Source organism: Aquipluma nitroreducens (assembly GCF_009689585.1).
GTDB classification, from domain to species: Bacteria; Bacteroidota; Bacteroidia; order Bacteroidales; family Prolixibacteraceae; genus Aquipluma; species Aquipluma nitroreducens.
Genome location: NZ_AP018694.1, coordinates 1,203,279 through 1,227,353 on the forward strand (window position 1 = coordinate 1,203,279; position 24,075 = coordinate 1,227,353).

A 24,075-nucleotide genomic window follows, 5' to 3' on the forward strand; every position below is an offset into this window, starting at 1 on the left:
GAATCCGGATTTTGGACTCAGGATTTTTACAAAAACCCCTATTTATAAACCAACTAACTTGCCAATACTAGCTGCTCCTTCTCAATAGCTTTCGGGAAAAGGATATTGTTTTCCAAATGAATATGACGGTGTAAATCGTCTTCGAATTCTTTCAGTTTTCCATAAAGTACCCGAAAGGTGTTACAGGCATCTTCCGGCGCTGAATAACCATCGCTGATCCGGTACATTTCCTTCAGAATTAATCCGGCATTTTCGTGCTCTGCTTCCATCACCGAAATCGGTGAACCTATCGACCCAAAACAACCAGGATCGGTGCATTTACCCGCGGATTCATCGGCTACAAGCTTTTTGATATACGGAAAGAGTATCATCTCTTCCTTTTGCAGGTGAGCCAATAATTCTTCAGCTAAATCCTGAAACAATTCGTTTATCCGGATGACTTCGGAATGATGCTCGCCATGAACATCCGCTACTTTTTGTGCCAACGGCAGAATTTGTGGAATCGCCTTTTTTACATACTCATGATGTGTATTCTGAATGTAATCGGCCAGAAATCCGATGTTCCAGCTATCAAAATCGTGAACGGCTGAACCTACTTTATTTTGCAGGTTTTCCAATGCCCGAATGACGATTGACTCATCGGTCTTGGCATTTGCACAGGCCTCTGAAACCGAAATCTTTCCACCACAGCAAAAATCAATTCCGTAGCTGCTGAACACATCGGCAGCCCTGAAATCGAGTTTTACAATTTCCCCTACTGATTTATTTTTAATGTTTTCCATTTTTTTTGATTTTATTAGTGTTACATCGCCTCGCTGGTTAGAAACCGACGGACATCTTCAAATATATTTTATGCATTCTCCTTTTTCACCGACCAGCCAAAGACCAGTCCGGCAACGAAATACACCAATGCCACCACTCCCACTGCAAAAATGGTATCGCCGATCACCCGCAACCAGCGAAGGGTTTGCATAAATGGCTGTTGAAGGAAATCGGCAGACCGGGCGTACCATGTACCATACTGAACACTGGCTACTGTTTGCAGCAATCCAACGGGCAATACACTGATCAATACCATCAGGGCAAGACCAATATTGATTGACCAGAATGCAATGGATAACGATTTATCATTCCACACACTTTTCACCCACATGTTCCGGAGAACAAAAAGCATAAGTGAAATTCCAAGCATTCCGTAAACGCCAAACAATGCGGTGTGCCCATGCACTGCGGTGGTATTTAATCCTTGCATGTAATACAAAGCGGTTGGTGGATTGATAAGGAATCCGAAAATACCTGCTCCAACCAGGTTCCAAAATGCTACTGAAATCAATCCGTAAATTGGCCAGCGGTAAGCTGTCAGCCAGTTGGTATGTTTACTCAGTTTGTAATTGTGCCATACTTCGAAACCCATCAGCACCAACGGAACGACTTCCAATGCACTGAATGTCGCTCCCAAAGCCAGGATTGCAGTTGGCGTTCCGGTGAAATACAGGTGATGGAACGTTCCGATAATACCTCCGCCCAAAAAGACGATCGTTGAGAAAAGAACAGCTGTTGTTGCCGATTTTATCCGGAGCAACCCAAGTTGTACGAAAATAAAGGCCGAAACAACTGCGGCAAAAACTTCGAAAAACCCTTCAACCCAAAGGTGAACCACCCACCAGCGCCAGTATTCGGCAACGGCCAGATTGGTTTGCTGTCCCCACATCAGCCCGGCGCCATAAAAAGAGCCGATGGCAGCCGAAGCAACCACAAAAAGAATAATCAGGTTACGGCTTTCGGAAGGAGTTTTCAGGATTGGGATTAACGGGCGAACCATCAAAGCCAGCCAGATGAATAGACCAGCGAACAGGAAAATCTGCCAGAAGCGGCCAAGGTCAACATATTCGTAACCCTGATGACCGAACCAAAAGTTCTGAGCCAGTCCCAGTTTCTGCATTACGCCCATCCATTGGCCAGCCAACGAACCTACAACAATGACTAGCAGCGCTCCAAACAACACGTTAACGCCAAGTCGCTGAAACTTAGGTTCGTAGCCCGAAACTGCCGGAGCAATGTATAAGCCAGTAGCCAGCCACGAAGTCGCAATCCAGAAAATAGCCAACTGTACGTGCCAAGTTCGCGAGATCGAATAAGGTAAAATGGTATCAAGGTTTAGTCCGTAAAAAGAGTTTCCTTCGACACCAAAATGCGCGGTAACAACACCCATGATCACCTGAACCAGAATCAAAGCTGTTACAATAACAAAGTATTTCAGGGTCGCCTTCATCGATGGCGTCGAGGTGAGATTGATCAGCGGATTAGTAGCCGGCATTTCAATGTGTTCCTCATTATCGCGGGTGCGGGCATACTGATAGGCCATTAAGGCAACACCCAATAGCAAAATAATCACGCTGAAACCAGTCCAGATGTGCAAATCGCCTGTAGCCACATTGGCAACCAATTCTTCGTGCGGCCAGTTATGTGTATAAGTCAATTCACTTCCGGGACGCTCGGTAACGCAAGCCCACGATGCCCACCAAAAGAAAGCAACCATCTTTTCTATCCGATCCTGTGATTTAATCGAATTTTCAGGAATGGAATAACTCTCACGCAGTTTAGCCATTTCAGGATTGTTAGTAAATAATCCGGAGTAAAAAGTACTGGTGCTCTGAATGGCTGAAGCTCTGGTTGCACTTACAGTAATTGTTTTAGCCGATTCGCTGTAAGTGTTTTTCCGGATATCCTGCTGAAGTTTGATCTTCAGGAACGCCTGATCTGCCGGATCAATTTCAGTAAATTTTTTACTGAATTTTTCCATCGACAGGACGTCGAGCATTGCAATTGCTTCTTTGTGAAGCCAGTCTGCTGTCCAGTCGGGTGCCTGATAAGCGCCATGCCCCCAAACACTTCCCAATTCCTGGCCGCCAATCGATTGCCATACATTTTGACCATCGCGAATGTCTTGTCCGGTAAATAGCACCGTTCCGTCAGCGGTTACCACTTTGTCGGGAATTGGCGGTGCCTGATGGTAAATCTCAATTCCGAAGTAACCGAGCACTCCGAAACTGAGCACCATTACCGCAGTAAATCCAAACCATAGTTTTCGAATGTTCATAGTGAATAGATTAATGATTTATATTTTGTATTTCCAGTTAATTATTTATATTTAATATTTACAGCTAATTAATTATCCTGAAACAAATATAGATCAGCGTCAGGTCCTGATTTTATGAGCAGGATCATAAGGCATTAATTCACTCAAATAACTATCATTCAATATGTAACAAGTAATTTTGTTGATTTTAGAAAATAAGTTTTGAATATAAATAAGATTAAAATCTCTTAAATTATTCTTTTGATTAAATTTGAAGATCAAATTGCCCAACTATGATTGACGAAGACCTACTTAATGAATTTGGCGCTGTGGAAATAAAAATCGGAAAAGGGGTGCACCTCTTTCACGAAAAACAAAAAGCGGCGCATTATTTCCAGATTAAATTCGGAAAAATAAAAATGTTTAACCTCACCGCCGATGGAAAAATCTTCACCCAAGGTTTTTTTGAAGCTGGTGGAAGTTTTGGCGAACCTCCTCTTTTCACTGATTCGAATTACCCGGCCTGCACCATTGCAGAAGAAGATACGACCTTGTTAAAACTCTCGAAGTCCAGATTTTTTAAACTCCTGAAGGAAAACCCCGATATTCATTTCGAAATTACCCGAATGCTGGCAACTCGCTTGTTGTACAAATCGATGCAACTGAAAGTGATTTCGAGCTTTAAACCTGAACACCGCATTTTAAGCCTGATTGATTACTTGAAAAAAGAAGAAGGTATTCCGGAAAGTCAAAAATTCGGGGTGAGCCTCACCCGTCAACACATTGCCGACCTGACTGGGTTACGCGTTGAAACCGTAATCCGCACAGTAAAAACACTGGAAAAAGACGGGAGTCTGAAAATAATCGGGCATAAAATTTACAGGTAGTAAAATCTTTAGGATTTGGCGCTAAACTGGGTTCATAACTCTTGCGTCAATCCTTGTACTTCGGTATAACAGCAACATAAAAAACAGACTGAGTATAAAAAATACGGTAATGGCCAGCACCGAAAAACGCATGCTACCAGTGATTGCTTCGATTAGTCCAAAGCTAAAAGTACCGGCAACGGTGGCAAGTTTTTCCATCACATCGTAAAAGCTGAAAAACGAAGTGTGGTCTGTGGTATCGGCCGGAAGCATTTTGGAATAGGTGCTGCGAGCCAGCGATTGCGAGCCACCCATGACGATGCCAATAAAAAATGCCACAGTTAAAAACCCAATGGCATCGGTAACAAAATAAGCGCCTATACAGATAATGGCCCACGAAACAACCGTGATCATGAGCGCTCTCAAATTTCCCAATTTTTCGGAAATGCGGGCAAACATCCAGGCTCCCAACATTCCAACGAGTTGAATGGCCAGAATGGTTGGGATAAGTATATTTTCGCGCAAGCCTAATTCCTTTTCGCCATAAGTTGCAGCCATAAACATAGTTGTCAGCACACCCATCATCAGGAAGAAAAAGCCGGTCAAATACAGACTAAGTTGGCGAGACTTCCGAATCTGATTAAATACCGTTCGCAATTCCTTATACCCATTTGTCCAAACAGACTCGTGTTTCGTCCGCTGGCGATACGTGTATTTGGGCAAGCGGCTAAACGTGATCTGCGAAAAACCAATCCACCACAAAAAAACCGTAACAAACGAAATACGGGCAGGCAAGGAACTATCGGCAGCAATACCAAACAGATTGGGTTCCATGATCATCAACAGGTTAAAAAGCAGCAATACAACACCACCCAGGTAACCCATCGAATACCCACGCGCGCTTATCCGATCCTGATCTTCAGGCTCAGCAATAACCGGAAGAAACGAATTGTAGAACACGATGCTTCCGCCATAACCAATGGTTCCCAACGCAAATGCAATTACGCCCAGTTCGATGTGATTTTTGTCGAAGAAGAATAAAGCCCCGCAAGCCGTGGCGCCAATCAGCGTAAAGGCACGCATGAAACCTTTGCGACGACCCGTATAGTCGGCCATCGACGAAAACAAAGGCGACATAATGGCAACCAACAGGTATGCAACGGCAATTGCCCACGAATAAAGAACTGTATTTATTACCGGCAACCCAAAGAAATGAACCGTAAAATCGTTTCCCGTGCGGGTAATCGTGTTGTAATAAATGGGAAAAATAGCTGATGCGATGGTTAACTGGTAAACTGAATTGGCCCAATCGTACATTACCCATCCCCGTACAATACGTTTATCGCCTTTCACAATCGTTTGAACGTCGTTTCGCTTTATCATGCATTCCTAGTTTTATAGTTGCGGTATTATTTGTCCAAAATTTCAAGTTTAGCGTAAACGTAGTTATTTCTTTTTTCCATTTATACTGCACATTAAAAAAAAATTGCCCACCCTTGTGAGGCAGGCATTTTATATCCGTAAAAACAAACTTTCCGTTTGTTTTGCTATTCAATCTTGATCGTGTAAGTGAACGAAGTTGGTTCGGCAAAAACCTGGTACTGAGGCAAAGGTCTTGGGCCACAACCTGCAGAACCGACTCCGAGTGTTTTATGACTGATGCATAACACAGTAGCGCTGCTTTGTGGCAAATCAATGCGGTACTCGGTTTTTTCCATTTCTTCGTCGGTATAAGGCAGGGCGGTAATTTGCATCAAATCCTTGTCGCTGGTTACTTTAATGCCCGCTCCGGCTTTCTGCGAAATTTCGGTCCAACGAACATCTTCGTGATTTCCGTTATCCATCGGCTTTTCGTATGGAGTCATCTGTTCGGCAATTGTGCTGCTGTAAAGACCAACATCGAAACCTCTTTTGCGGTCGCTGTAGTTTTCCATCGGGCCTCTTCCGAAATACGAAATCTGATCGAGTTGCTTGTTCAACATTAACCGAACGCCGATACGTGCAACCACTAATTTCGGATTATTTGAATCTACTTTATTGCTGGCTTTGATTTCGCCATTGCCGTTTACCGAGTAAACAACTTCGTAGGTAGCTTCAAATCCGTTCTTTCCTTCAGCCTTCATTTTTACTGAAATCCGGGCATTGTTGGCATCAACCTGATTGGCTTCAACTTCAGTAACAGTCCATTTCAGCTCTTTCAAACCGTTTTTAACCCAGTCGCGGTCGGCCCACATATCGTCGTTGCGGTGAGGTGCACGCCACAAATGCAGTTTCGGCCCACCTTCGCCTGTCAACAATTCCTGATTGCCTTTTTTGATGCTTGTGAACGTTCCAACTGCTTTGTCGAAAGCCAGAGAGAAGTCTTTTCCTTTAACCAAAACCTCTTTTTCGTTCTGGGTTAATGTAACCGGCACATTAGCAACAGCAACAGGCGCTTCAGCCACTTTTACCGGCAACTGGAATTGATGTGTTGAGACTTCGAAACCTTTCTTTGCCCACAATTCGTCGTTGTTTTGTGTGAACGAAATTCTCACAAAATATTCTGCTCCCGGTTTTGGATTAGTTACCTTGCAAGGCACACTAACAATTTGTTCAGCTCCGGGTTTCAATTCCTGAAGGTTCAGTTTTCCGCTTGAAATCACTTTACCATTTTCAGCAAGGCTCCAAGAACCGGTAAATCCATTCAGGTTGATAAACTGGAAGCGGTTACGGATTTTGACGGTTGCTTTTTCAGCATCAGCAACTGTAATTCCAATCCACTGATACGCTTTTTTCATTTCCGGATAGTGTGGTTTAGGCGAACGATCGGAGAAAACTGTTCCCTTGTGGATGAAATATTTGTCGTTCGGAAATTCGCCAAATCCGCCGCCATAAGCGATAATCGGATGTTTCGGATCGCGGTTGTTGTACAATCCCTGATCCTGATATTCCCAAATAGCGCCACCCAAAAGGGCTGGATATTTATCGAACAAATCGTTGTATTCACCAATAGCTCCCATGGAGTTGAACATGGCATGAGCATACTCGCACAAATAGAACGGCTTGGTGTAGGCCGTGTCGCTTAAAGCAATCTTTTCAGTTCCTTCCGGACTGGTGTACATCCTTGAATCAATATCGGCAGGATTATTTTTCTTGATTCCGAAGCGTTCGTAATGAACAAAACGGGTTGGATCGATGGCTTTAATCGCGTTCATCGCAGCTACAAAATTGGAGCCTATTCCGCCATTCTCATTTCCAAGCGACCACAACACAATCGATGCATGGTTTTTAAAGTTCTCAGTATTGGCCACGTTGCGGTCAATAATCTGTGCCTTAATCGTAGGTTCTTCGTCGAACTTTCCATCGTAACCATGACACTCCACATTGGCTTCGGCAACCAGCCAAATTCCCCATTCGTCACACAGTTCGTACCAGCGTGGATCGTCGGAATAGTGGCAAGTGCGCACGTGGTTACAATTTCCTTGTTTGATCACTTCCAGATCGCGAATCATTTGAGCCTCGGTAATGGCATGACCAACTTCAGGCCAATGTTCGTGGCGGTTAACACCTTTCAGCTTGATTGGCGTTCCGTTAACCAGGAAAAGACGGCCTTTAATCTCAATTTCGCGGAACCCGGTTTTTGACGACAAAATTTCGGTGGTTTTTCTGCCTTCGTTCAAGGTTAAAACAGTAGTATATAATTTTGGCGTTTCTGCTGTCCATTTGGCTGGATTCTTCACCGGAAATTTCAGGGTAACAACCTGCTCTTCACCAGGATTCAAAGCAGGAACAGCAACTTCGGCTTTTGCACCTTTCACTTCTTTGATTCCATCGAAAAGTGTAGCAACCAGTTTCTGAGCGACTCCTTTTGATGAGCCGTAATTTTTAATCTTAGCGGTTACGTCAACAGTTGCATTTTCATATTTCGCATCAAGATCGGTTTTTATGAAATAGTCGCGAACATGCGTATCAGGAGTACTCCAGAGCGTCACATTCCGGAAAATACCGCTCAACCGCCACATGTCCTGATCTTCAAGGAAACTTCCGGCAGTAAAACGGTAAACCTCAACTGCCAGAATGTTTTTGCCCGGTTTAACGTATTTGGTTACATCAAACTCAGCAGCGTTGCGGCTGTTAATGCTGTACCCCACTTTTTCGCCATTGATCCACAGGAAGAAACCGGCATCAACACCATCGAAAGTAAGAAATAACTGACGACCATTCCAGTTTTGAGGAACTTCAAACTCGCGGCGGTAACTTCCAACGGGATTTCTTTCTTTGTAGGCAGTGAAAGTTTTTGGTGGTTCGCTCATCACATGAGGATAATCTTTTTTGAAGATATAACCCATATTCCTGTAGTATGGAGTTCCGTAGCCCAAAACCTGCCAGTTTGATGGGACCGGAATTTCTTTCCAGCCCGATACATCAAACGAAGGTTTGTAGAAATCGACCGGGCGCTGCTGTGGCCATGCTACCCAATTGAATTTCCACATACCATTCAGGCTTTGGCAAAACGACGAAGCATGGCGAATTGCTTTTAGCGCTTCGGCCTGATTGCCGTAAACCATTAATGTGGCATGAGCCGGTTCTTTGTTGATGCCCAGTAATTCGGGATTCTCAATTTCGGGAGGAATAGCTGCCCCCACAACTACAGTATCAGTACTATTAGCAGATACTGAATTAATCGTTGAATTTTGCTCAACGAATTGTTTTTTTGTTGAAGAAGTCGATCCATTGCGAAAGGCTTGTGCAATGAAAACGGCCATTATGGCCAGACTTATAAATACAAATCTTCTCATTTTTAAAATGGGTTTAGTTATTTTAATGCCGAAATTACATATAAAAAAGAGAAGAGGCATTCAATTATATTCATTCATATGTCCATATGGATTTCATTGACAGTTCTTTCACATTGACATTCTGACACTTAAAAACAATGCTACCTTACTTCGTTCAATTTTACTGAAATCGGTTTACTGGCTTCTCCGGCATAAATGCTTACATGAGGGAATGGTATTTCAATTCCTTCGCGATCGAAGGCTTCTTTAATTTCGATGAAAACACTGTTTTTCACAGCGGTATAATTGGTTTTCTCGAACCAAACGCCAAACGTAATGTTGATGCTGCTGTCGCCAAACGACTGAAAAAGAATATACGGTTCAGGTTCTTCGAGGCATAGCGGATTGTTTCGGGCAACATTTTCGAGTACCGATTTTACTTTCCTAAGATCTTCTTTGTAAGCGACCCCAATCTGAAAATCGAGCCGACGAATAGGAAAACGGGTTACATTTGTCAGTTCCGAAGAAATAACCGTTTGGTTCGGTATCCTGATCAGCAAATTATCGAAAGTTTTAATTTTTATCGAAAGTAAATCGATGGAATAAACAGTTCCGGATTTTTCGCCAATCCTCACCACATCACCGATCTCGAAGGATTTTTCGCCTACCAGGAAAAGCCCGCTAATGATGTTCCCGATACTGGTTTGCGAGGCCACACCAATGACAATACCCATCACACCTACAGCTCCAAAAAGTGCGGTTAAGTCGTAGTTTAATTCGCGGGTAACAATTAACACCAATCCGGTATATCCGGTATAGGTAACTGTCCTGGTAATTAACATCATACGTTGACGTGAAAGTTGTTTTCGCAACGACCGTCTCAGCATAAAAGCAATCATCTGGATGGAACTGAGGCCTATTATCAGGATAAAAACGATCCGGATAAATTTCTCGATGGTTGCCGGATTAATGTATTTTTCAAGACCGAGATCCATAGCTTAATTTTGATACATGTTTTTAATAAAGAAGAAACTTCGGCGGAGCAGTTTTCTTGATTCCGACAAGCGGGACTTGGCAATCAGAACGATATTCTTGCCCTGAATGTCGTCTCGGGTGCTTAAGCTGACACTCTCAGCCTGATCCTGTCCTTTAAATTCAATGGTAATGTAATTCGTCAAAATCTGATCGCCTTTCAGGTAGAGGTTAAACTCTTCAACCCGTAATATGAGGCGCTGCAAATCAAGTACTCCGAAAGTATTGTTAATAATTTCAACCGAGGCAATGGCTTCCCAAATCCGGGCATCAACCTCTTTCAGCGATTTGTAGTAATTACTACCAATTGAATAGGCAGGCTCCCCGCTGTCAATCTCGCCAAACCAGGTATCCGATAAGCGTTGCAATGGAATTTCCATCAGGCGGTTTTCGTCCTTCACTTCATTGAAATAAAATTGCAAAGTCAACGGAATCCGAAAAAACAAATTCGCCGATTCGCCGGCACTTATTTTGATGTTCTTGTTATTTTTGAAAACAACCGCTTTATTAGGTAAAGCAGGCACAACAATCAATTCATTCGAATTACCGGTATAAAACTGAAGAACATTAGGTCCATCAACCAATTCGTCAACTTCTTCAACCAATAAATCGTCGGAAGCCTGATCAACCACTTCACTTTTCACCAACCATCCGTTCTGAATATGCTTTACCACTATTTCAGAATAGCCAGCCTTAAATAACCGTGTTTGATTGGCTGCAAAATGATATTTTTTCCAGAAACTCCGCATATTCGTTTGAATTGACATTTTTCTGAATTAAAAGTAAAGTAAATTTTAATAGCATCAGCAATTGATCTGTCATCAAAAGGTTAAACATGTGCAATTCGCTTGCAACGCGGACATCGTGAACCATAATATCCCTCTGTTGTTTAAAGCACACTTATCTGTAGCAGAGTTTAGTCCAATCCATCTCAGTTATACTCCTGATGAAAACCGGACTTCGATTGCAACAGAAACCTCGGAATAAATTTAAACGAATAATTATGGACTCAAGTAAAAATAAAATGAGAGTTGAGATCTGGAGCGATGTTGTGTGCCCATTCTGCTACATCGGCAAACGGAAATTTGAAGCCGCCCTGTCAGAATTTAAAGAATCTTCAAATGTTGAAATTACATGGAAAAGCTTTCAGCTTTCTCCTGACACACGAACTGCCCCTGAGAAAAATATTCATCAATATTTGGCAGAACACAAAGGGATAAGCCTGGAGCATGCCAAATCGCTCAATAATCAGGTTACTAATCTTGCCAAACAGGTTGGTTTGGTTTTTAACTTCGATCAGGCAATTCCGGTAAATACATTCAACGCGCACCGATTTCTGCATCTGGCAAAACAGCACGGATTTCAGGAAGAAGCTGAAGAAAAATTATTCAAAGCTTATTTCACTGATGGCAAAAACACCGACGATCATCAAACGTTGATGCAAATTGGAAGTGAAATTGGCCTGAACCCTGATGAAGTAAAACAAGTTTTGGAGAGCGACCAATATGCGGGCGAAGTTCGGCAAGATGTTGTGGAAGCTCATCAATTGGGAGTACGGGGAGTTCCATTTTTTCTATTCGACCGGAAATATGCAGTATCGGGAGCTCAGGATAGCAAAGTTTTTTTAGAAAGCCTGGAAAAAGCATTTGCAGCGTGGCGAAAAGAAAACCCGAAATCAACTATTGAAATTACTGAAGGAGATTACTGCAGCCCGGACGGTGCCTGTAACTAGTGTCACGTCAACGTTATACTGTCGAAAAGATCGTCACCCTGAACTTGTTTCAGGGTCTCATCTAAGTAGAGATGCCGAAACAAGTTTGGCATGACGTTGCGACAAGAGTCTTTGGATACTACACTAGACATTTAGAATGAAGCAGCTCCGATGAGTTTGATCATTGGAGCTGCTTTTTCAATCTTATTTGGTTTTGATTCCCATATTGAGCGACCCGGTTAGCTTTCCGATGTCTTCCGGATTAATTACCCCGCGAATGCTAATCAATGTGTTACTGCTTCCACCAACTACGAGTAGCAACTCCGAAAGTTTACCGTTTGAGCCACTTCGTCCATAAAAGCGAACGACTTCATCTTTATCAGTTACTTCCATCAATACATCGTATTTGTTGTTTCTGAAGAATCCGTCAGCGTCCAGTTCCTTATAGAAATTAAGTTTCTGGTTCATAATCGAATCCTCAACCGACAAAACACGAATGCCGCTGATTTTATTCAAAATCTCAAGTTCATCGTCTTTCTTATCAGCGAAACTGTTGGCTAAACTCAGCAATTTACCGCTGATATTTACGGTCGTAAACCCTTCTTTGTTGGCATACTTATTAAATAGCTTGTCAATCGGGCTATTGTCCTGAGCCATCACCCATAAAGGGATCAGCAAAACTAAAATCATTACTAATTTTTTCATGACTATTCTTTTTAAGTTTTTCATTTAATTTCTTCATTTGCTCAAATCCTTTGTTCAGCTTTTTCATTCCTGAATTGTAAGGATTGGCTGCATTCTCAATTTCCCCGATCGGCCTTAGCTGCGCCAATCCTTTGTTGTATTTTCCGGCAACAAATTCAAGGGTTTTGGTGGCTTCAGAATAAGCCTGATCAGGATTCGTAAATGTGTCTTTCCAGGCATTTTGACTGCTGTAAAAATTCACAGCCAACATCACCAAAATCACAGAAGCCGCAACTCCGGTTACCATCTGCCACATCCAGCGGTACCGCAACTTTTCCTTATGCTCCGATTCCAGAATGTAGTTCATCAAATCGTCGCCCAAGCCAAGATCTTCTTCAGCCGAAAGTTCCTTCATTCCTGAAAACATCGGAACATACATTTTCAGGTTTTTATCCACCTCTCCGGAAGTAAAATAAGTGATCAGTTCATTTTCTTCGTCGATCGTGGTTTCGGCATCAAAGTACTTTTGAAGCAGAATATTTATTTTCTGTGATTCCATAGTTTTGAATTTTTATGATTTCATCCCGTACTTTTTTGCGGGCACGCGATAGATTTACCCGGATTGCGTTTACATTCATCGCGGTTGCATCGGCAATTTCTTCAAACTCGAGTTGTTCAATATCACGTAAATGTATTATTGCTCGTTGCAGGTCGGGCAATTCGGTGATTATTCGTCTGACCAGACTCGCTGAATTTGCCATATCAAGATGATCTGTATCTGAACTTTCTTCTTCAGCGAAATTCACTTTTTTCATCGAGTCAATCGAGATCGTTCTTCGCGAACGAATCATATCCAGACAGCGATTTCGCGTCATCCGAAAAGCAAAAGCTTCCAGATTTTCAATCTTTTCCAGTTCGTCACGTTTTTGCCAGAGCTTCAAAAATACATCCTGAAGTACATCCTTCGCCTCTTCTTCGTCCTGAAGAATCTGAATGGCAAACCGCAACAACTTGTTGCTGATTGGAAGTACATCGGTTTTAAAATCTCTGGCTAACATTCAAGCTCTTTTCTGATTGTTTCAAAGTTAAGACGAACCAGACCGAATTTCATTACATGGAGAAAGAAAAAATTGCATGGAAACGCAGATTAAGAAGTGATCAGTCGTCAGTCGCAGTGTTCAGTATTCAAACTGGAAACTGAGACTGATTACTGCGACTAATAGAGCTCGGCGTCGAGCACATCCTTGATTTCCATCAAGTTATTTTCGAGCAGGAGCATATTACCGATCATGAAGTTAAAGATGTCGGGCCATTGATTCTGGCGGTGAAAATCGACATTAGGAAGCAAAGTGTAAATGCGGCAAACTTCCTGCCCGCTTTCCCTGACAAAGCAAATGTCCCATTCGAGTGGTGCGGGAAAACCTTCTTCCAGAAATTTTCGGTATTTCAGAAGAGTTTCAAATATCTCCAGGCGTCGGCTTTCCAATCGACTATTTATTTCAATCATGACCAGAGCTTCGGTGCGCGAAACTTCAAATTTCAGGTCGATACCGCTGAGACCAGTATCATACAATACCCACTTTTTCTTTTTATGGCGCAACTCGGGAACGATCTCGCATCGCCGGGCAAATACAATCCAGAATTCTTTTCGCAACAGCTTGGCCTGTTCTTTACTATACATGTGTAAAAATTAGTTCTACTTAAACACATTTGAAAAATCAACCTTTTTTACCCTTAATCCCTAAAGGGAAAAGGTTGATTTTTCAGCTTTCTCCCTTCAGGGACGGGGTGAAAAAGCTGAAAAATCATTCTCCGAATTGAATCTGTTAAAGTAGAATTAGTTTGCAAAGAAAATAGAAAAAGCAATAAAAGCATATTCGATACCAAATCAGAAAATCAATTTTGGATATAAATTACCTTTCTGGAGATAAAAACAGGTTGTTCTTCGATATTATTCAATTATAATTCTGAAAATATCTATCTTGATACAACTTATCAGTTTATACTGATCTCCAATCTAACCGGTTATTATTCCGGAGTATCTATTCAAAACTAAAAACTTTCAAGATGAAAAAATTGCTATTTGCGTTTGTATTCGTTCTTTTAGGAACGTTCGTTTCCAGTGCTGCAGAAATTGATGGAAAATGGAAAACTTCAATAAAAGGCCAGGACGGAGACATGGAACTTGTCTTTATTTTTAAAGCTGACGGAGCTACTTTGGCAGGATCTATTGTGTCACCTATGGGTGAATTACCTTTTACGAACGGGAAAATTGACGGGAAAGAATTTTCGTTCGATTTGGATATGATGGGAACGACAATTAAGCATAAAGGAACCGTAGAAGGTAATGAGATTAAAATGAAATCAGAAGGTGGTCCGGGGGGTGATGCTGAGTTGATTTTAAAGAAAGTGGTTGAATAAACAACTTTTTACTTCAAAAAAAGCCGTCTAAAACTCAATTCAGACGGCTTTCTTATAAATTATACTGATATTATTTTTTGATCACTTTTTTGTATCCGTAGATAGCTGTAGCGCCCAATTGTTCTTCAATACGAAGCAATTGGTTGTATTTAGCCATACGGTCGGAACGGCTCAATGAACCAGTTTTGATTTGTCCGGCATTGGTAGCAACAGCAATATCGGCAATCGTTGAATCTTCAGTTTCGCCTGAACGATGTGAAGTTACTGAAGTGTAACCTGCACGGTGAGCCATTTCAATAGCATCCAACGTTTCAGTTAATGTTCCAATCTGGTTTACTTTAATCAGGATTGAGTTAGCAGCGCCCAATTCAATTCCTTTTGCCAAATATTCAACATTAGTCACGAATAAATCGTCGCCAACCAACTGACATTTATCGCCCAGTTTTTTGGTTAAAGCAACCCATCCGTCCCAATCACCTTCATTCATACCGTCTTCAATAGAGTCGATAGGGAAATTGGCAACCAATCCGGCAAGGAACTCAACCTGCTGAGCAGAAGTTCTTTTCTCTCCAGTTGAACCTTCGAATTTTGAATAGTCGTAAATTCCGTCTTTGTAGAATTCAGAAGCAGCACAGTCTAGAGCGATAGAAACATCGCCACCATCTTCTGCGCGTCCGGGTTTGTAGCCAGCGTTTTTAATTGCCTTGATAATGCTGTTTAATGCATCTTCAGTTCCATCCAATTTTGGAGCGAAACCACCTTCGTCACCAACTGCAGTGCTCAAACCGCGGTCGTGAAGAACTTTTTTCAGGTGATGAAAAACTTCGGCACCCATGCGTAAACCCTCGCGGAAAGAAGTTGCGCCAATTGGGCGAATCATAAATTCCTGGAAAGCGATAGGAGCATCAGAGTGCGATCCGCCGTTGATGATGTTCATCATCGGAACAGGCAATGTTTTAGCGTTTGTTCCGCCAATATAGCGATACAGAGGCATATCCAAAGCATCGGCAGCAGCACGCGCAACAGCTAAAGAAACGCCCAACATAGCGTTGGCGCCTAATTTCGATTTGGTTTTTGTTCCGTCAAGAGCAATTAACTTTTTGTCGATAGCTACCTGATTAGAAGCATCCATGCCCATAATCTCTTTAGCGATAACTGTATTGACATTGGCAACAGCTTTCAAAACGCCCTTACCTAAATAACGGCCTTTGTCACCATCGCGAAGCTCAATAGCTTCGTTTTCGCCAGTTGATGCTCCTGATGGAACAGCAGCTCGTCCGATAGCACCACACTCTAGGGTTACTTCAACTTCAACGGTTGGATTACCACGTGAATCCAGAATTTCTCTACCAACTACTTTATCAATAAACATTTTGATAAGATTTAAAATTAAACTTAAATGTATTTTATAGATAATCTAATTATCAGATTATAAACTTCTTTAAAATCAGTACAAAGATAATAAAACCTTCTGAAGCATGGTTAAAAAACAATGAACTGTAAATTATCTAAAGAAAACAATCAAATGATCGGATTGTTATGAAACGCTTAAAAATAATTGCAATAAACTACTGAAGGATTACAGCCAAACTCTTTATCTTTCCAGAACAAAATACGATCCATGCGAACATCATTCTTTTTTACCTGCATTCTTGCACTTTGGGCAACATTTTCAACGGCCCAAAATTCCATTAATACAGCTCAGCAAAAAGTTGCCGGTTGGCAAACCACTTCCGGATTAGCAAACGCGAGCATCTGCATTTCGGTTTCCGACAACCAAACCAATTCGAAACTGATTGAATCGAAACCTCAACTTAGCCTGGTTCCCGCCTCAATATTGAAAACAATAACAACTGCTACTGCTCTGGAAGTATTTGGTCCTGAATTCCGGTTCCAAACGACCTTATCATACTCCGGAACGGTTCACAACGACACACTTTTCGGCAATTTGCAAATCATTGGTGGTGGCGATCCTACGCTTGGCTCCATGTATTTTCCGGAAAACAAAAACTTTATGGATGAATGGGTAAAAGCAATCGGGAACAATCACATTCGGGTGATAACCGGGAACCTGATTGTTGATGCGACGATTTATGAAAAAGTACAGGTACCCGGAAGCTGGGTGTGGGAAGATCTGGGCAATTATTTTGGCGCCGGGGCTTCCGGAATCAGCGTATTCGACAACATGTACGAAATTCACCTGAAATCGGGTGGCGAAGCCGATAACCCAACCCAGATTTTACGGGTTATTCCTGAAATTCAGAACCTGGAATTGACAAATGAAGTGCTTTCATCTGATGTGAACAGCGATCAATCTTATGTATTTGGAAGCCCTGAAGATAATAAAAGAGTCATTCGGGGAACCATTCCTAAAAACCAGTCGGACTTCGTTGTCAAAGCTTCGGTTCCAAACCCGTCGGTACTTTTAGCCAGCGAATTCAGGAAAAAGATTTTAGCAAACGGAATCGTCTTTTCAGGAGAAACAAAGTTCGAAAAAGCAGTGGGTTCCGGAAAATTATCAGTCATTCAATCGCCGCCCTTACGCCATATTATCCGGGTAACTAACCACGAAAGCGTGAACCTGTTTGCCGAACATTTCCTGAAACATCTGGCCTTTCAGAAAACCGGTTTGGGAACCACCAAAGACGGCTGCCTGTTCGTGGTGCAATTCTGGAAAGACAAAGGATTGGACATGACCGGATTTTTCATGAACGATGGCAGCGGATTATCCCGATTCAACGCGATTACGGCTAACCAGATGGTCGATATCCTGAACTATATGAAAACCAAAAGTTTGTATTCAACCGACTTTTATAAATCGCTGCCAACCGCCGGAAACGGGACGTTGACAGCTTTCAGCACTGAAAACTTTCCACAGGACTGTTTGCATGCTAAAAGCGGCTCGATGACCCGTGTTCGTTGCTATGCCGGTTACCTGACTACCGAAAGTGGCCGGCAACTTTCGTTTGCTGTAATGCTGAATAATTTCTCGTTCAGTCAGAAAGAAGCTTCAAAAAAAATAGAGGAATTGCTGGTTGAATTGAGAAAATTATAGATAATCAATGAATTCAGTAAGAAAATAAAAAAATATTTTTTAGATGTACCAGAATCCAGTACATTTGCAATGTTAAAATTTGAAATCATGATTGAACTATCAGTGAATAAATTTAGGGCAAACCTGAAAGACTTTGTAGATAAAGCGATTGAGGAGCATCAGGCAATCAGGATAAACCGCCGTTCAGGAAAGGATTTTATTGTTATCAGTGCTGAAGACTGGGAACGTGAACAAGAAACGATGTATGTTCTGAGGAACAATTCATTGATGAATCAGGTTGCTGAATCACAGGCGACTTATGAAAAGAACAGCGGATTTAAACCATCTCAGGAAGAACTAGATGCGATCAATCGTATTTGAAGGGAATACGTGGGCGGTTTATGAAGAATTGAGGCAAAAAGATAAGGTTCTTCACAAAAACCTTTGCAAAATCCTGAAAGAAATGCAAAGGGAAAATCCTGAAGAAGGTAGCGGGAAGCCCGAACAGCTAAAATATGGATTGACAGGACTTTGGTCGAGAAAGTTGTCTCAATATGATCGGCTGATTTATCGATTTGATGCCGATGCCATCCATATTTTTGCTATTGGCGGACATTATGAGGAGTTTAAAAGATAGCTATAAAAAAGCCCCGTTTTTCAACGGAGCTCTCTTAGGTATAGGAATAACCTTAATTATACAATACTTTTCATGGCGGTCATTTCGGCACGCAATTCTTCGCCAATGATTTCAACATCGTGGTAACGAATAATTTCGTTTACGCTGATCAGTTGTTTGTTGTCAACACCATTGCCTTTGCCTGCTCCATATGGTTTCCCAATTACGTCAACATCAATTTTCGACATGAAATCGGCCAACAGAGGTTTGCAGGCATGATCAAATAAATAACAACCATATTCAGCAGTATCAGAAATTACACGGTTCATTTCGAAGAGCTTTTTACGTGCAATGGTGTTTGCAATCAGCGGAGTTTCGTGCAGCGACTCATAGTAAGCCGATTCTTCTTTAATTCCGGCCTCAGTCATGGTTTCGAAAGCCAACTCAACGCCAGATTTTACGAAAGCAACCATCAAAACGCCATTGTCGAAATATTCCTGTTCGCTGATTTCCATGGTTCCGGCAGGAGTTTTCTCGAAAGCAGTTTCTCCGGTTTCGGCACGCCAGGTCAACAGGTTTTTATCGTCGTTTGCCCAGTCTTCCATCATGGTTTTCGAGAAATGACCCGACATGATATCGTCCATGTGTTTCTGGAACAATGGGCGCATGATGCGTTTTAATTCTTCGGAAAGCTCGAAAGCTTTAATTTTAGCCGGATTAGATAAGCGATCCATCATGTTGGTAATTCCACCATGTTTCAATGCTTCGGTAATCACTTCCCAACCATACTGAACCAATTTGGAAGCATATCCGGCATCAATTCCTTTTTCAACCATTTTGTTGAACGACAGGATTGAACCGGTTTGCAATAAACCACAAAGAATGGTTTGCTCGCCCATCAAATCCGATTTAACTTCGGCAACAAACGACGAACTTAAAACGCCAGCTTTGTGGCCACCAGTAGCAGCAGCGTATGCTTTGGCAATTTCGAAACCATCTTTATTCGGGTCGTTTTCAGGATGAACGGCAATCAAAGTAGGGACACCAAAACCACGTTTGTACTCTTCGCGAACTTCTGATCCTGGTGACTTTGGAGCAACCATGATTACTGTAATGTCTTTGCGGATTTGCATTCCTTCTTCAACAATATTAAACCCGTGCGAATAAGAAAGTGCTGCTCCTTTTTTAATCAAAGGCATCACCGCATTAATTACGCCAGTGTGTTGTTTATCCGGAGTGAGGTTGATAACCAAATCAGCAGTCGGAATCATTTCTTCGTAAGTTCCAACTTTAAATCCGTTTGAACTTGCATTTTTGTACGACTGACGTTGTTCTTTAATTGCTTCGGCACGAAGTGTGTACGAAATATCCAATCCTGAATCGCGCATGTTTAAACCCTGGTTCAAACCCTGAGCGCCGCAACCGATGATTACGATTTTTTTGCCTTCCAGCTTTTTAACGCCATCAGCAAACTCCGAACTGTCCATAAATTCGCAGGTACCCAATTGTTCTAACTGAAGACGCAACGGTAATGTGTTGAAATAATTTGCCATTTTCTTTTTGATTTTATTGTGTTTAGAATTTTGTCAAAACGTTGATCTTACAAAGCAAAAGAATAATCATCAAAATGCAGAGTAAAAAATCAATTATTTTAGGTACTTTTCATGGATTACCAAATTAAAAAACTTATAATCGGATTAATTTTAACTAAATACCAATAAGTTAATACTTTTTTCATATTGGTAATTTTACCATTCATTTAAACGATTCAGAACGAAACTGTACTGGAGTGAAACCAGTTTCCCTTTTAAAAAACTTCGTAAAATACGACTGATCTTCAAAGTTCAACTGATTAGCAATTTCAGAAATGCTCAAATTCGTATGAACCAGCAAACGTTTTATTTCAAGTAATTGTTTCGCTTTAATGATTTGGGAAGAAGTTTTGCCTGTCAGCGATTTTACGGTTTGGGTCAAATGATTCGGAGTTATGCCAATCATTCCCGAATAATCGCTCATCGAAAGATTCTTCTGGTGATTTTCTTCGACCAGATGAAAAAACCGTTTAACCAGGATTTGTCCTTTCCCTTTATTCAACAGATTTTCAGTTACCTGATAACGAGCGGCACAGGTAGTCAGGATGAGATCGAGAATGGAGCGCAGCATTTCAGTATTTGATTCTTCAGTATCACGAATTTCAGCAATACCTTGCCTGAACAAACTTTCCAGGAAACGAATGTCATTCTCATTTTCGAGCAACAACGGCGGATTATCCTGATGAATGGTGTAAAAAAATGGAAATTCAATCAGGGTATTCTGATTGCTTCGATTGAGTAGGTAAAAATCAGCAGTAAAGATAAAAATGAAGCCTTCGATATCGTTTGAAAGTTCGAGTTTGTGCGCCTGTCCGGGCGACATAAAGAAGACACAGGGTGGCTTGATTTCATACTTGTTTGTATCAATCACATGATAGCCAGAACCCTTCAACAGATACAATACCTCGAAAAAATCGTGCCGGTGTGGATATTTTACGCTAAAGTGACGGTTGGCATCAAACACCTCAACCTGAAATTGTTGACTTTTTCGTTCAGGAGAACTGAAATTGTGCAAACTATAAACCGGCAATTGTTCGGCGTGATTCTTCATAAATGTACTTTCGCATTGCATACGAAAGTACGAACAAATTGGTTAAAATACCACGCCGATTCTATAAATGCTGGCCTACATACACTGAAGATTTTTCCCAGGGAACAAAATTACCATCAAAGGTCAGTCTGCCCGAACTCATTCCTGTCAATGTTGCTGTTCCTCTACCTGAGGCTGAAATATTAATAAACAAGTCGTAAATACCAATCGTAGTCATCACATTCATCCTTAAGGTAAATGCCTTGTGCTTTGCATCTTCAGTTAATTCCCACTTATTGATATTGCCTTGCGCAGTTACACCACCCACTCCATTTGGACCTATTCTGAAATTCGAACCAATTTGAATTGTAGCTTCAGTAGAATCAACAGCGACAAAGTTAATCGTGGAATTTACGAGGACACGGTTACCATACCGGTCTTGTAAATAATCGGCCTCTAGCACAAAGTCTTTATTCTCCAGCATGGCTTTGGTCTGCTGAAAATCCTTTTCAAGATCAGCGTTCCGCTTTTCCTTTTTAGTTAGAATCGCATTTTCATCATTCCCCTGAGCAAACAAAACACTGGCCGAAATGATGAGTCCGAAAAATAGAATTAATCTTTTCATGGCTTTATCCTTTCTTTTTTATTCCTGATAAGCGTTCACAAGATTCATTCCGAAGTGATAAAAAACAAGACCTCATTTTTATTCGTTAGCAAAATTTAACGATTGAAATATTCGCCTTCGCGAAATATGATTTGAATATCTGAATTTTCATCTGTCAATAATTTGTTTTTTGAATCACTGAAGCGCAAACAAAAATGCCTAAAGTTCCTGACAAAGAATTGTCTATCAACTTTAGGCACTTCAAATTGTGGCACTCCGAACTCTCTTCTAATCCACCTGTTCGAGCATGGCATCGCGTTCTTGCAGAAAAACAGAAAGTCTTTCAATGGTACTACGGGTAATGGCAACCCTTCCAGAGCGTATAAACTGAGTGACACCAAAAGCATTCAATTCATCAAACAACTTTTGAGTTTCGTCTGAATGACCTGTTTTTTCGATTACCACATACTCGCGGGTAACTTCAAGGATTCGGGCTCCCGAATTACGTACGATCCTTTCCACTTCATCCGAATCGAACAAAAACTCGGTCGAAACTTTATACAGGGCAATTTCCTGATAAATCATCTCATCGTTCGTATTGGCAAAAACTTTCAGAACATCAACTATTTTCTCCAGTTGCCCAACAACTTTTTCAACCCTGTCAGCAGTTTCGCGAATCACAATGGTGAATTTAAAAACTCCGGCAATAGCCGATTCCGAAACCGTTAAACTGTCAATATTGATTTTCCGCCGGGTAAAAACAATCGTTATCCTACTTAATAATCCAATATGGTCTTCCGAAAAAACGGTTATGATATATTCTTGTTTCATGTCAGTATTGATTTAAGGTTCGAGTAAAATATCAGAGATTGAAGCTCCGGTTGGAATCATTGGAAAAACATTATCTTCCTGTTCAACAACCACTTCAAGTACATATGGACCATTATGATCGAGCATTTCCTGAATAGCACCTTCCAACTGATCGCGTGAAGTTACTTTCTGCGATGCCAATCCGTAAGCTTTGGCAATTCCAACAAAATCAGGGTTTTTCATTTCAGTAAACGAATACCGTTTTTCGAAAAACAGTTGCTGCCATTGACGAACCATACCTAAAAAATTATTATTCAGGATGATGATTTTAACGTCCAGATTATATTGCGAAATCGTTCCCAATTCCTGAATGGTCATCTGAAACCCACCATCGCCCGACATCGAAAATACTGTACGATCAGGACGACCAATTTTAGCGCCCATTGCGGCAGGTAAACCATAACCCATTGTACCAAGTCCTCCGGAAGTGACATTACTTCTGGATTGGGTAAATTTAAAATAACGGGAAGCAATCATCTGTTGCTGACCAACATCGGTAACCAGAATTGCATCGTTGTTCGTTTTTTCGGAAGCAATGCGCACCACCTCACCCATGGTAAGTCCAACCTTCTTCGGATGAATATCATGCGAAATCACCTTCTCGTATTCAATTTTATCACATGCCCTAAATTCATTGAGCCATTCCTGATGCGAATTTGGTGCGACATTATCAATCAGCATCCGGAGCGATTTTTTTGCATTTCCTAAAACCGGAGCATCGGCATGTATAATTTTATTGATTTCAGCAGGATCGACTTCAAGATGTACAATTTTAGCCTGTCGGGCATATGCGGCCACTTTCCCGGTTACCCGATCGTCGAAACGCATTCCAATGGCAATAACCACATCAGCTTCATTGGTTTTGATGTTCGGACCATAATTTCCATGCATTCCAAGCATTCCAACATTTAGCGGATGCTCGCTTGGAAGAGCCGAAAGTCCAAGCAAAGTCCATGCTGCCGGTATTCCGGTTTTTTCAACAAACTCTTTCAATTCAGCTTCAGCTCCACCCAGAACAACACCATGACCAAACAAAACAATTGGCTTTTTTGCTTCGTTGATAATATCGGCAGCTGCTTTTACCTGAAATGGATCTACAGGATATTCAGGTAGGTAACTCCTGATCTTAGTGCATTTTTTATACTCAAAATCGATCTGAGCAAACTGCGCATCCTTCGCAATATCAATCAACACAGGTCCCGGACGGCCAGTAAGTGCAATGTGAAATGCCTTGGCAATTGCTTCAGGAATTTCCTCAGCATGTGTAACCTGATAGTTCCATTTGGTTACCGGCAACGAAATACCCACCACGTCTGATTCCTGAAAAGCATCGGTTCCGAGCAATGGCGATGCAACCTGACCTGAGATACAAACCAATGGAATGGAATCAATCAGTGCATCGGCCAAACCTGTTATCAGGTTAGTTGCCCCAGGGCCCGAAGTTGCAAAGCAAACACCGACTTTACCAGTTACTTTTGCATAACCTTCGGCAGCATGAATTGCTCCCTGTTCGTGCCGGGTGAGGTAGTGAGTTACTTCCTGGTCGTAATCGTATAGTGCATCATAAATCGGCATGATTGCACCTCCCGGATACCCAAAAATTGTATCAACCCCTTCCGCCAAAAGAGATTTGATTACGGCTTCTGAGCCGTTTATTCGCTGTGTTGCCATCTTATTTTAATTTTTATTTGTTTTCAATTTTAAAGTTTGAAGTGCCTAGAGTAAAACTCCATGTGCGATCTTCGTTTTTACAACTTTAGCGCACTTTAGGTACTCTAG

Annotated in this window: 22 protein-coding genes; 6 read left to right on the top strand and 16 right to left on the bottom strand. The window is 41.6% G+C overall.

Features of this window, described 5'->3' with window-relative positions; translation table 11 throughout:
- Positions 1-53 precede the first annotated feature (53 nt).
- Both ric and AQPE_RS05025 read right to left on the bottom strand, forming a co-directional pair.
- Positions 54-782, bottom strand: a complete 729-nt coding sequence (gene ric, locus AQPE_RS05020; protein WP_318349956.1) for an iron-sulfur cluster repair di-iron protein — start codon at positions 780-782, stop codon at positions 54-56.
- A gap of 68 nt (positions 783-850) precedes the next feature.
- Entirely contained in the window at positions 851-3,100 is a 2,250-nt protein-coding gene (locus AQPE_RS05025; protein WP_318349957.1) for a nitric-oxide reductase large subunit, read from the bottom strand.
- A 272-nt stretch (positions 3,101-3,372) separates the two neighbouring features.
- Here AQPE_RS05025 and AQPE_RS05030 point away from each other — a divergent pair, with 272 nt between their 5' ends.
- Positions 3,373-3,966: a Crp/Fnr family transcriptional regulator gene (locus AQPE_RS05030; RefSeq protein ID WP_318349958.1), complete on the top strand. Its 594-nt coding sequence runs from the start codon at positions 3,373-3,375 to the stop codon at positions 3,964-3,966.
- Positions 3,967-3,987: 21 nt separating this feature from the next.
- Here AQPE_RS05030 and AQPE_RS05035 read toward each other — a convergent pair whose 3' ends face one another.
- From AQPE_RS05035 to AQPE_RS05050, 4 genes are all read right to left on the bottom strand, one after another.
- Positions 3,988-5,328: an MFS transporter gene (locus tag AQPE_RS05035; protein WP_318349959.1), complete on the bottom strand. Its 1,341-nt coding sequence runs from the start codon at positions 5,326-5,328 to the stop codon at positions 3,988-3,990.
- A 164-nt stretch (positions 5,329-5,492) separates the two neighbouring features.
- Positions 5,493-8,723 (bottom strand): glycoside hydrolase family 2 TIM barrel-domain containing protein, encoded by a 3,231-nt coding sequence (locus tag AQPE_RS05040; protein WP_318349960.1) that lies wholly within the window; start codon positions 8,721-8,723, stop codon positions 5,493-5,495.
- A gap of 140 nt (positions 8,724-8,863) precedes the next feature.
- Positions 8,864-9,697 carry a mechanosensitive ion channel family protein gene (locus AQPE_RS05045; RefSeq protein WP_318349961.1) on the bottom strand — a complete coding sequence of 278 codons (834 nt, stop codon included), beginning with the start codon at positions 9,695-9,697 and terminating at the stop codon, positions 8,864-8,866.
- A 3-nt stretch (positions 9,698-9,700) separates the two neighbouring features.
- On the bottom strand, positions 9,701-10,501 hold the full coding sequence (locus AQPE_RS05050; protein WP_318349962.1) for a DUF432 domain-containing protein: 801 nt from the start codon (positions 10,499-10,501) through the stop codon (positions 9,701-9,703).
- A gap of 236 nt (positions 10,502-10,737) precedes the next feature.
- Between AQPE_RS05050 and AQPE_RS05055 the strand changes: the two genes are divergently transcribed.
- Entirely contained in the window at positions 10,738-11,466 is a 729-nt protein-coding gene (locus AQPE_RS05055; RefSeq protein ID WP_318349963.1) for a DsbA family oxidoreductase, read from the top strand.
- A 183-nt stretch (positions 11,467-11,649) separates the two neighbouring features.
- On the opposite strand, the gene AQPE_RS05060 is transcribed toward AQPE_RS05055, so the two are convergent.
- The 4 genes from AQPE_RS05060 to AQPE_RS05075 all read right to left on the bottom strand — a co-directional run bounded on the left by AQPE_RS05060 (position 11,650) and on the right by AQPE_RS05075 (position 13,810).
- Entirely contained in the window at positions 11,650-12,150 is a 501-nt protein-coding gene (locus AQPE_RS05060; RefSeq protein ID WP_318349964.1) for a DUF4252 domain-containing protein, read from the bottom strand.
- The gene (locus tag AQPE_RS05065; protein ID WP_318349965.1) at positions 12,086-12,688 is read right to left on the bottom strand and encodes a hypothetical protein; all 603 of its coding nucleotides are present in this window, start codon (positions 12,686-12,688) and stop codon (positions 12,086-12,088) included. The genes AQPE_RS05060 and AQPE_RS05065 overlap by 65 nt, the downstream gene beginning before the upstream one ends.
- The gene (locus AQPE_RS05070; protein WP_318349966.1) at positions 12,645-13,187 is read right to left on the bottom strand and encodes an RNA polymerase sigma factor; all 543 of its coding nucleotides are present in this window, start codon (positions 13,185-13,187) and stop codon (positions 12,645-12,647) included. The genes AQPE_RS05065 and AQPE_RS05070 overlap by 44 nt, the downstream gene beginning before the upstream one ends.
- A 158-nt stretch (positions 13,188-13,345) precedes the next feature.
- Positions 13,346-13,810: a DUF4268 domain-containing protein gene (locus tag AQPE_RS05075; protein WP_318349967.1), complete on the bottom strand. Its 465-nt coding sequence runs from the start codon at positions 13,808-13,810 to the stop codon at positions 13,346-13,348.
- A gap of 386 nt (positions 13,811-14,196) precedes the next feature.
- Here AQPE_RS05075 and AQPE_RS05080 point away from each other — a divergent pair, with 386 nt between their 5' ends.
- Positions 14,197-14,550, top strand: coding sequence for a hypothetical protein (locus tag AQPE_RS05080; RefSeq protein WP_318349968.1), 354 nt, complete (start codon positions 14,197-14,199; stop codon positions 14,548-14,550).
- Positions 14,551-14,620: 70 nt separating this feature from the next.
- Here the strand turns inward: AQPE_RS05080 and eno are convergent, their stop codons facing one another.
- Positions 14,621-15,922 carry a phosphopyruvate hydratase gene (gene eno, locus AQPE_RS05085; RefSeq protein WP_318349969.1) on the bottom strand — a complete coding sequence of 434 codons (1,302 nt, stop codon included), beginning with the start codon at positions 15,920-15,922 and terminating at the stop codon, positions 14,621-14,623.
- A gap of 249 nt (positions 15,923-16,171) precedes the next feature.
- Between eno and dacB the strand changes: the two genes are divergently transcribed.
- The 3 genes from dacB (at position 16,172) to AQPE_RS05100 (ending at position 18,221) form a co-directional block, all read left to right on the top strand.
- Entirely contained in the window at positions 16,172-17,605 is a 1,434-nt protein-coding gene (dacB, locus tag AQPE_RS05090) for a D-alanyl-D-alanine carboxypeptidase/D-alanyl-D-alanine endopeptidase (protein ID WP_318349970.1), read from the top strand.
- An 87-nt stretch (positions 17,606-17,692) separates the two neighbouring features.
- Positions 17,693-17,965: a type II toxin-antitoxin system Phd/YefM family antitoxin gene (locus AQPE_RS05095; protein WP_318349971.1), complete on the top strand. Its 273-nt coding sequence runs from the start codon at positions 17,693-17,695 to the stop codon at positions 17,963-17,965.
- Positions 17,946-18,221, top strand: coding sequence for a Txe/YoeB family addiction module toxin (locus tag AQPE_RS05100; RefSeq protein ID WP_318349972.1), 276 nt, complete (start codon positions 17,946-17,948; stop codon positions 18,219-18,221). Before AQPE_RS05095 ends, AQPE_RS05100 begins: the two co-directional genes overlap by 20 nt.
- Positions 18,222-18,277: 56 nt before the next feature.
- Here the strand turns inward: AQPE_RS05100 and ilvC are convergent, their stop codons facing one another.
- The 5 genes from ilvC to ilvB form a co-directional block, all read right to left on the bottom strand.
- Positions 18,278-19,753 (bottom strand): ketol-acid reductoisomerase, encoded by a 1,476-nt coding sequence (gene ilvC / locus AQPE_RS05105; RefSeq protein WP_318349973.1) that lies wholly within the window; start codon positions 19,751-19,753, stop codon positions 18,278-18,280.
- 202 nt (positions 19,754-19,955) lie between these two features.
- Positions 19,956-20,843 (bottom strand): helix-turn-helix domain-containing protein, encoded by an 888-nt coding sequence (locus tag AQPE_RS05110; RefSeq protein WP_318349974.1) that lies wholly within the window; start codon positions 20,841-20,843, stop codon positions 19,956-19,958.
- A 61-nt stretch (positions 20,844-20,904) separates the two neighbouring features.
- A complete protein-coding gene (locus tag AQPE_RS05115; protein WP_318349975.1) occupies positions 20,905-21,447 on the bottom strand; it encodes a DUF4251 domain-containing protein in 543 nt (180 codons plus the stop codon).
- A 267-nt stretch (positions 21,448-21,714) separates the two neighbouring features.
- Complete coding sequence (gene ilvN / locus AQPE_RS05120) at positions 21,715-22,257, bottom strand: acetolactate synthase small subunit (protein ID WP_318349976.1); 543 nt, start codon at positions 22,255-22,257, stop codon at positions 21,715-21,717.
- A gap of 12 nt (positions 22,258-22,269) precedes the next feature.
- Positions 22,270-23,967 (bottom strand): biosynthetic-type acetolactate synthase large subunit, encoded by a 1,698-nt coding sequence (gene ilvB / locus AQPE_RS05125; protein WP_318349977.1) that lies wholly within the window; start codon positions 23,965-23,967, stop codon positions 22,270-22,272.
- Between the last annotated feature and the right edge of the window lie 108 nt (positions 23,968-24,075).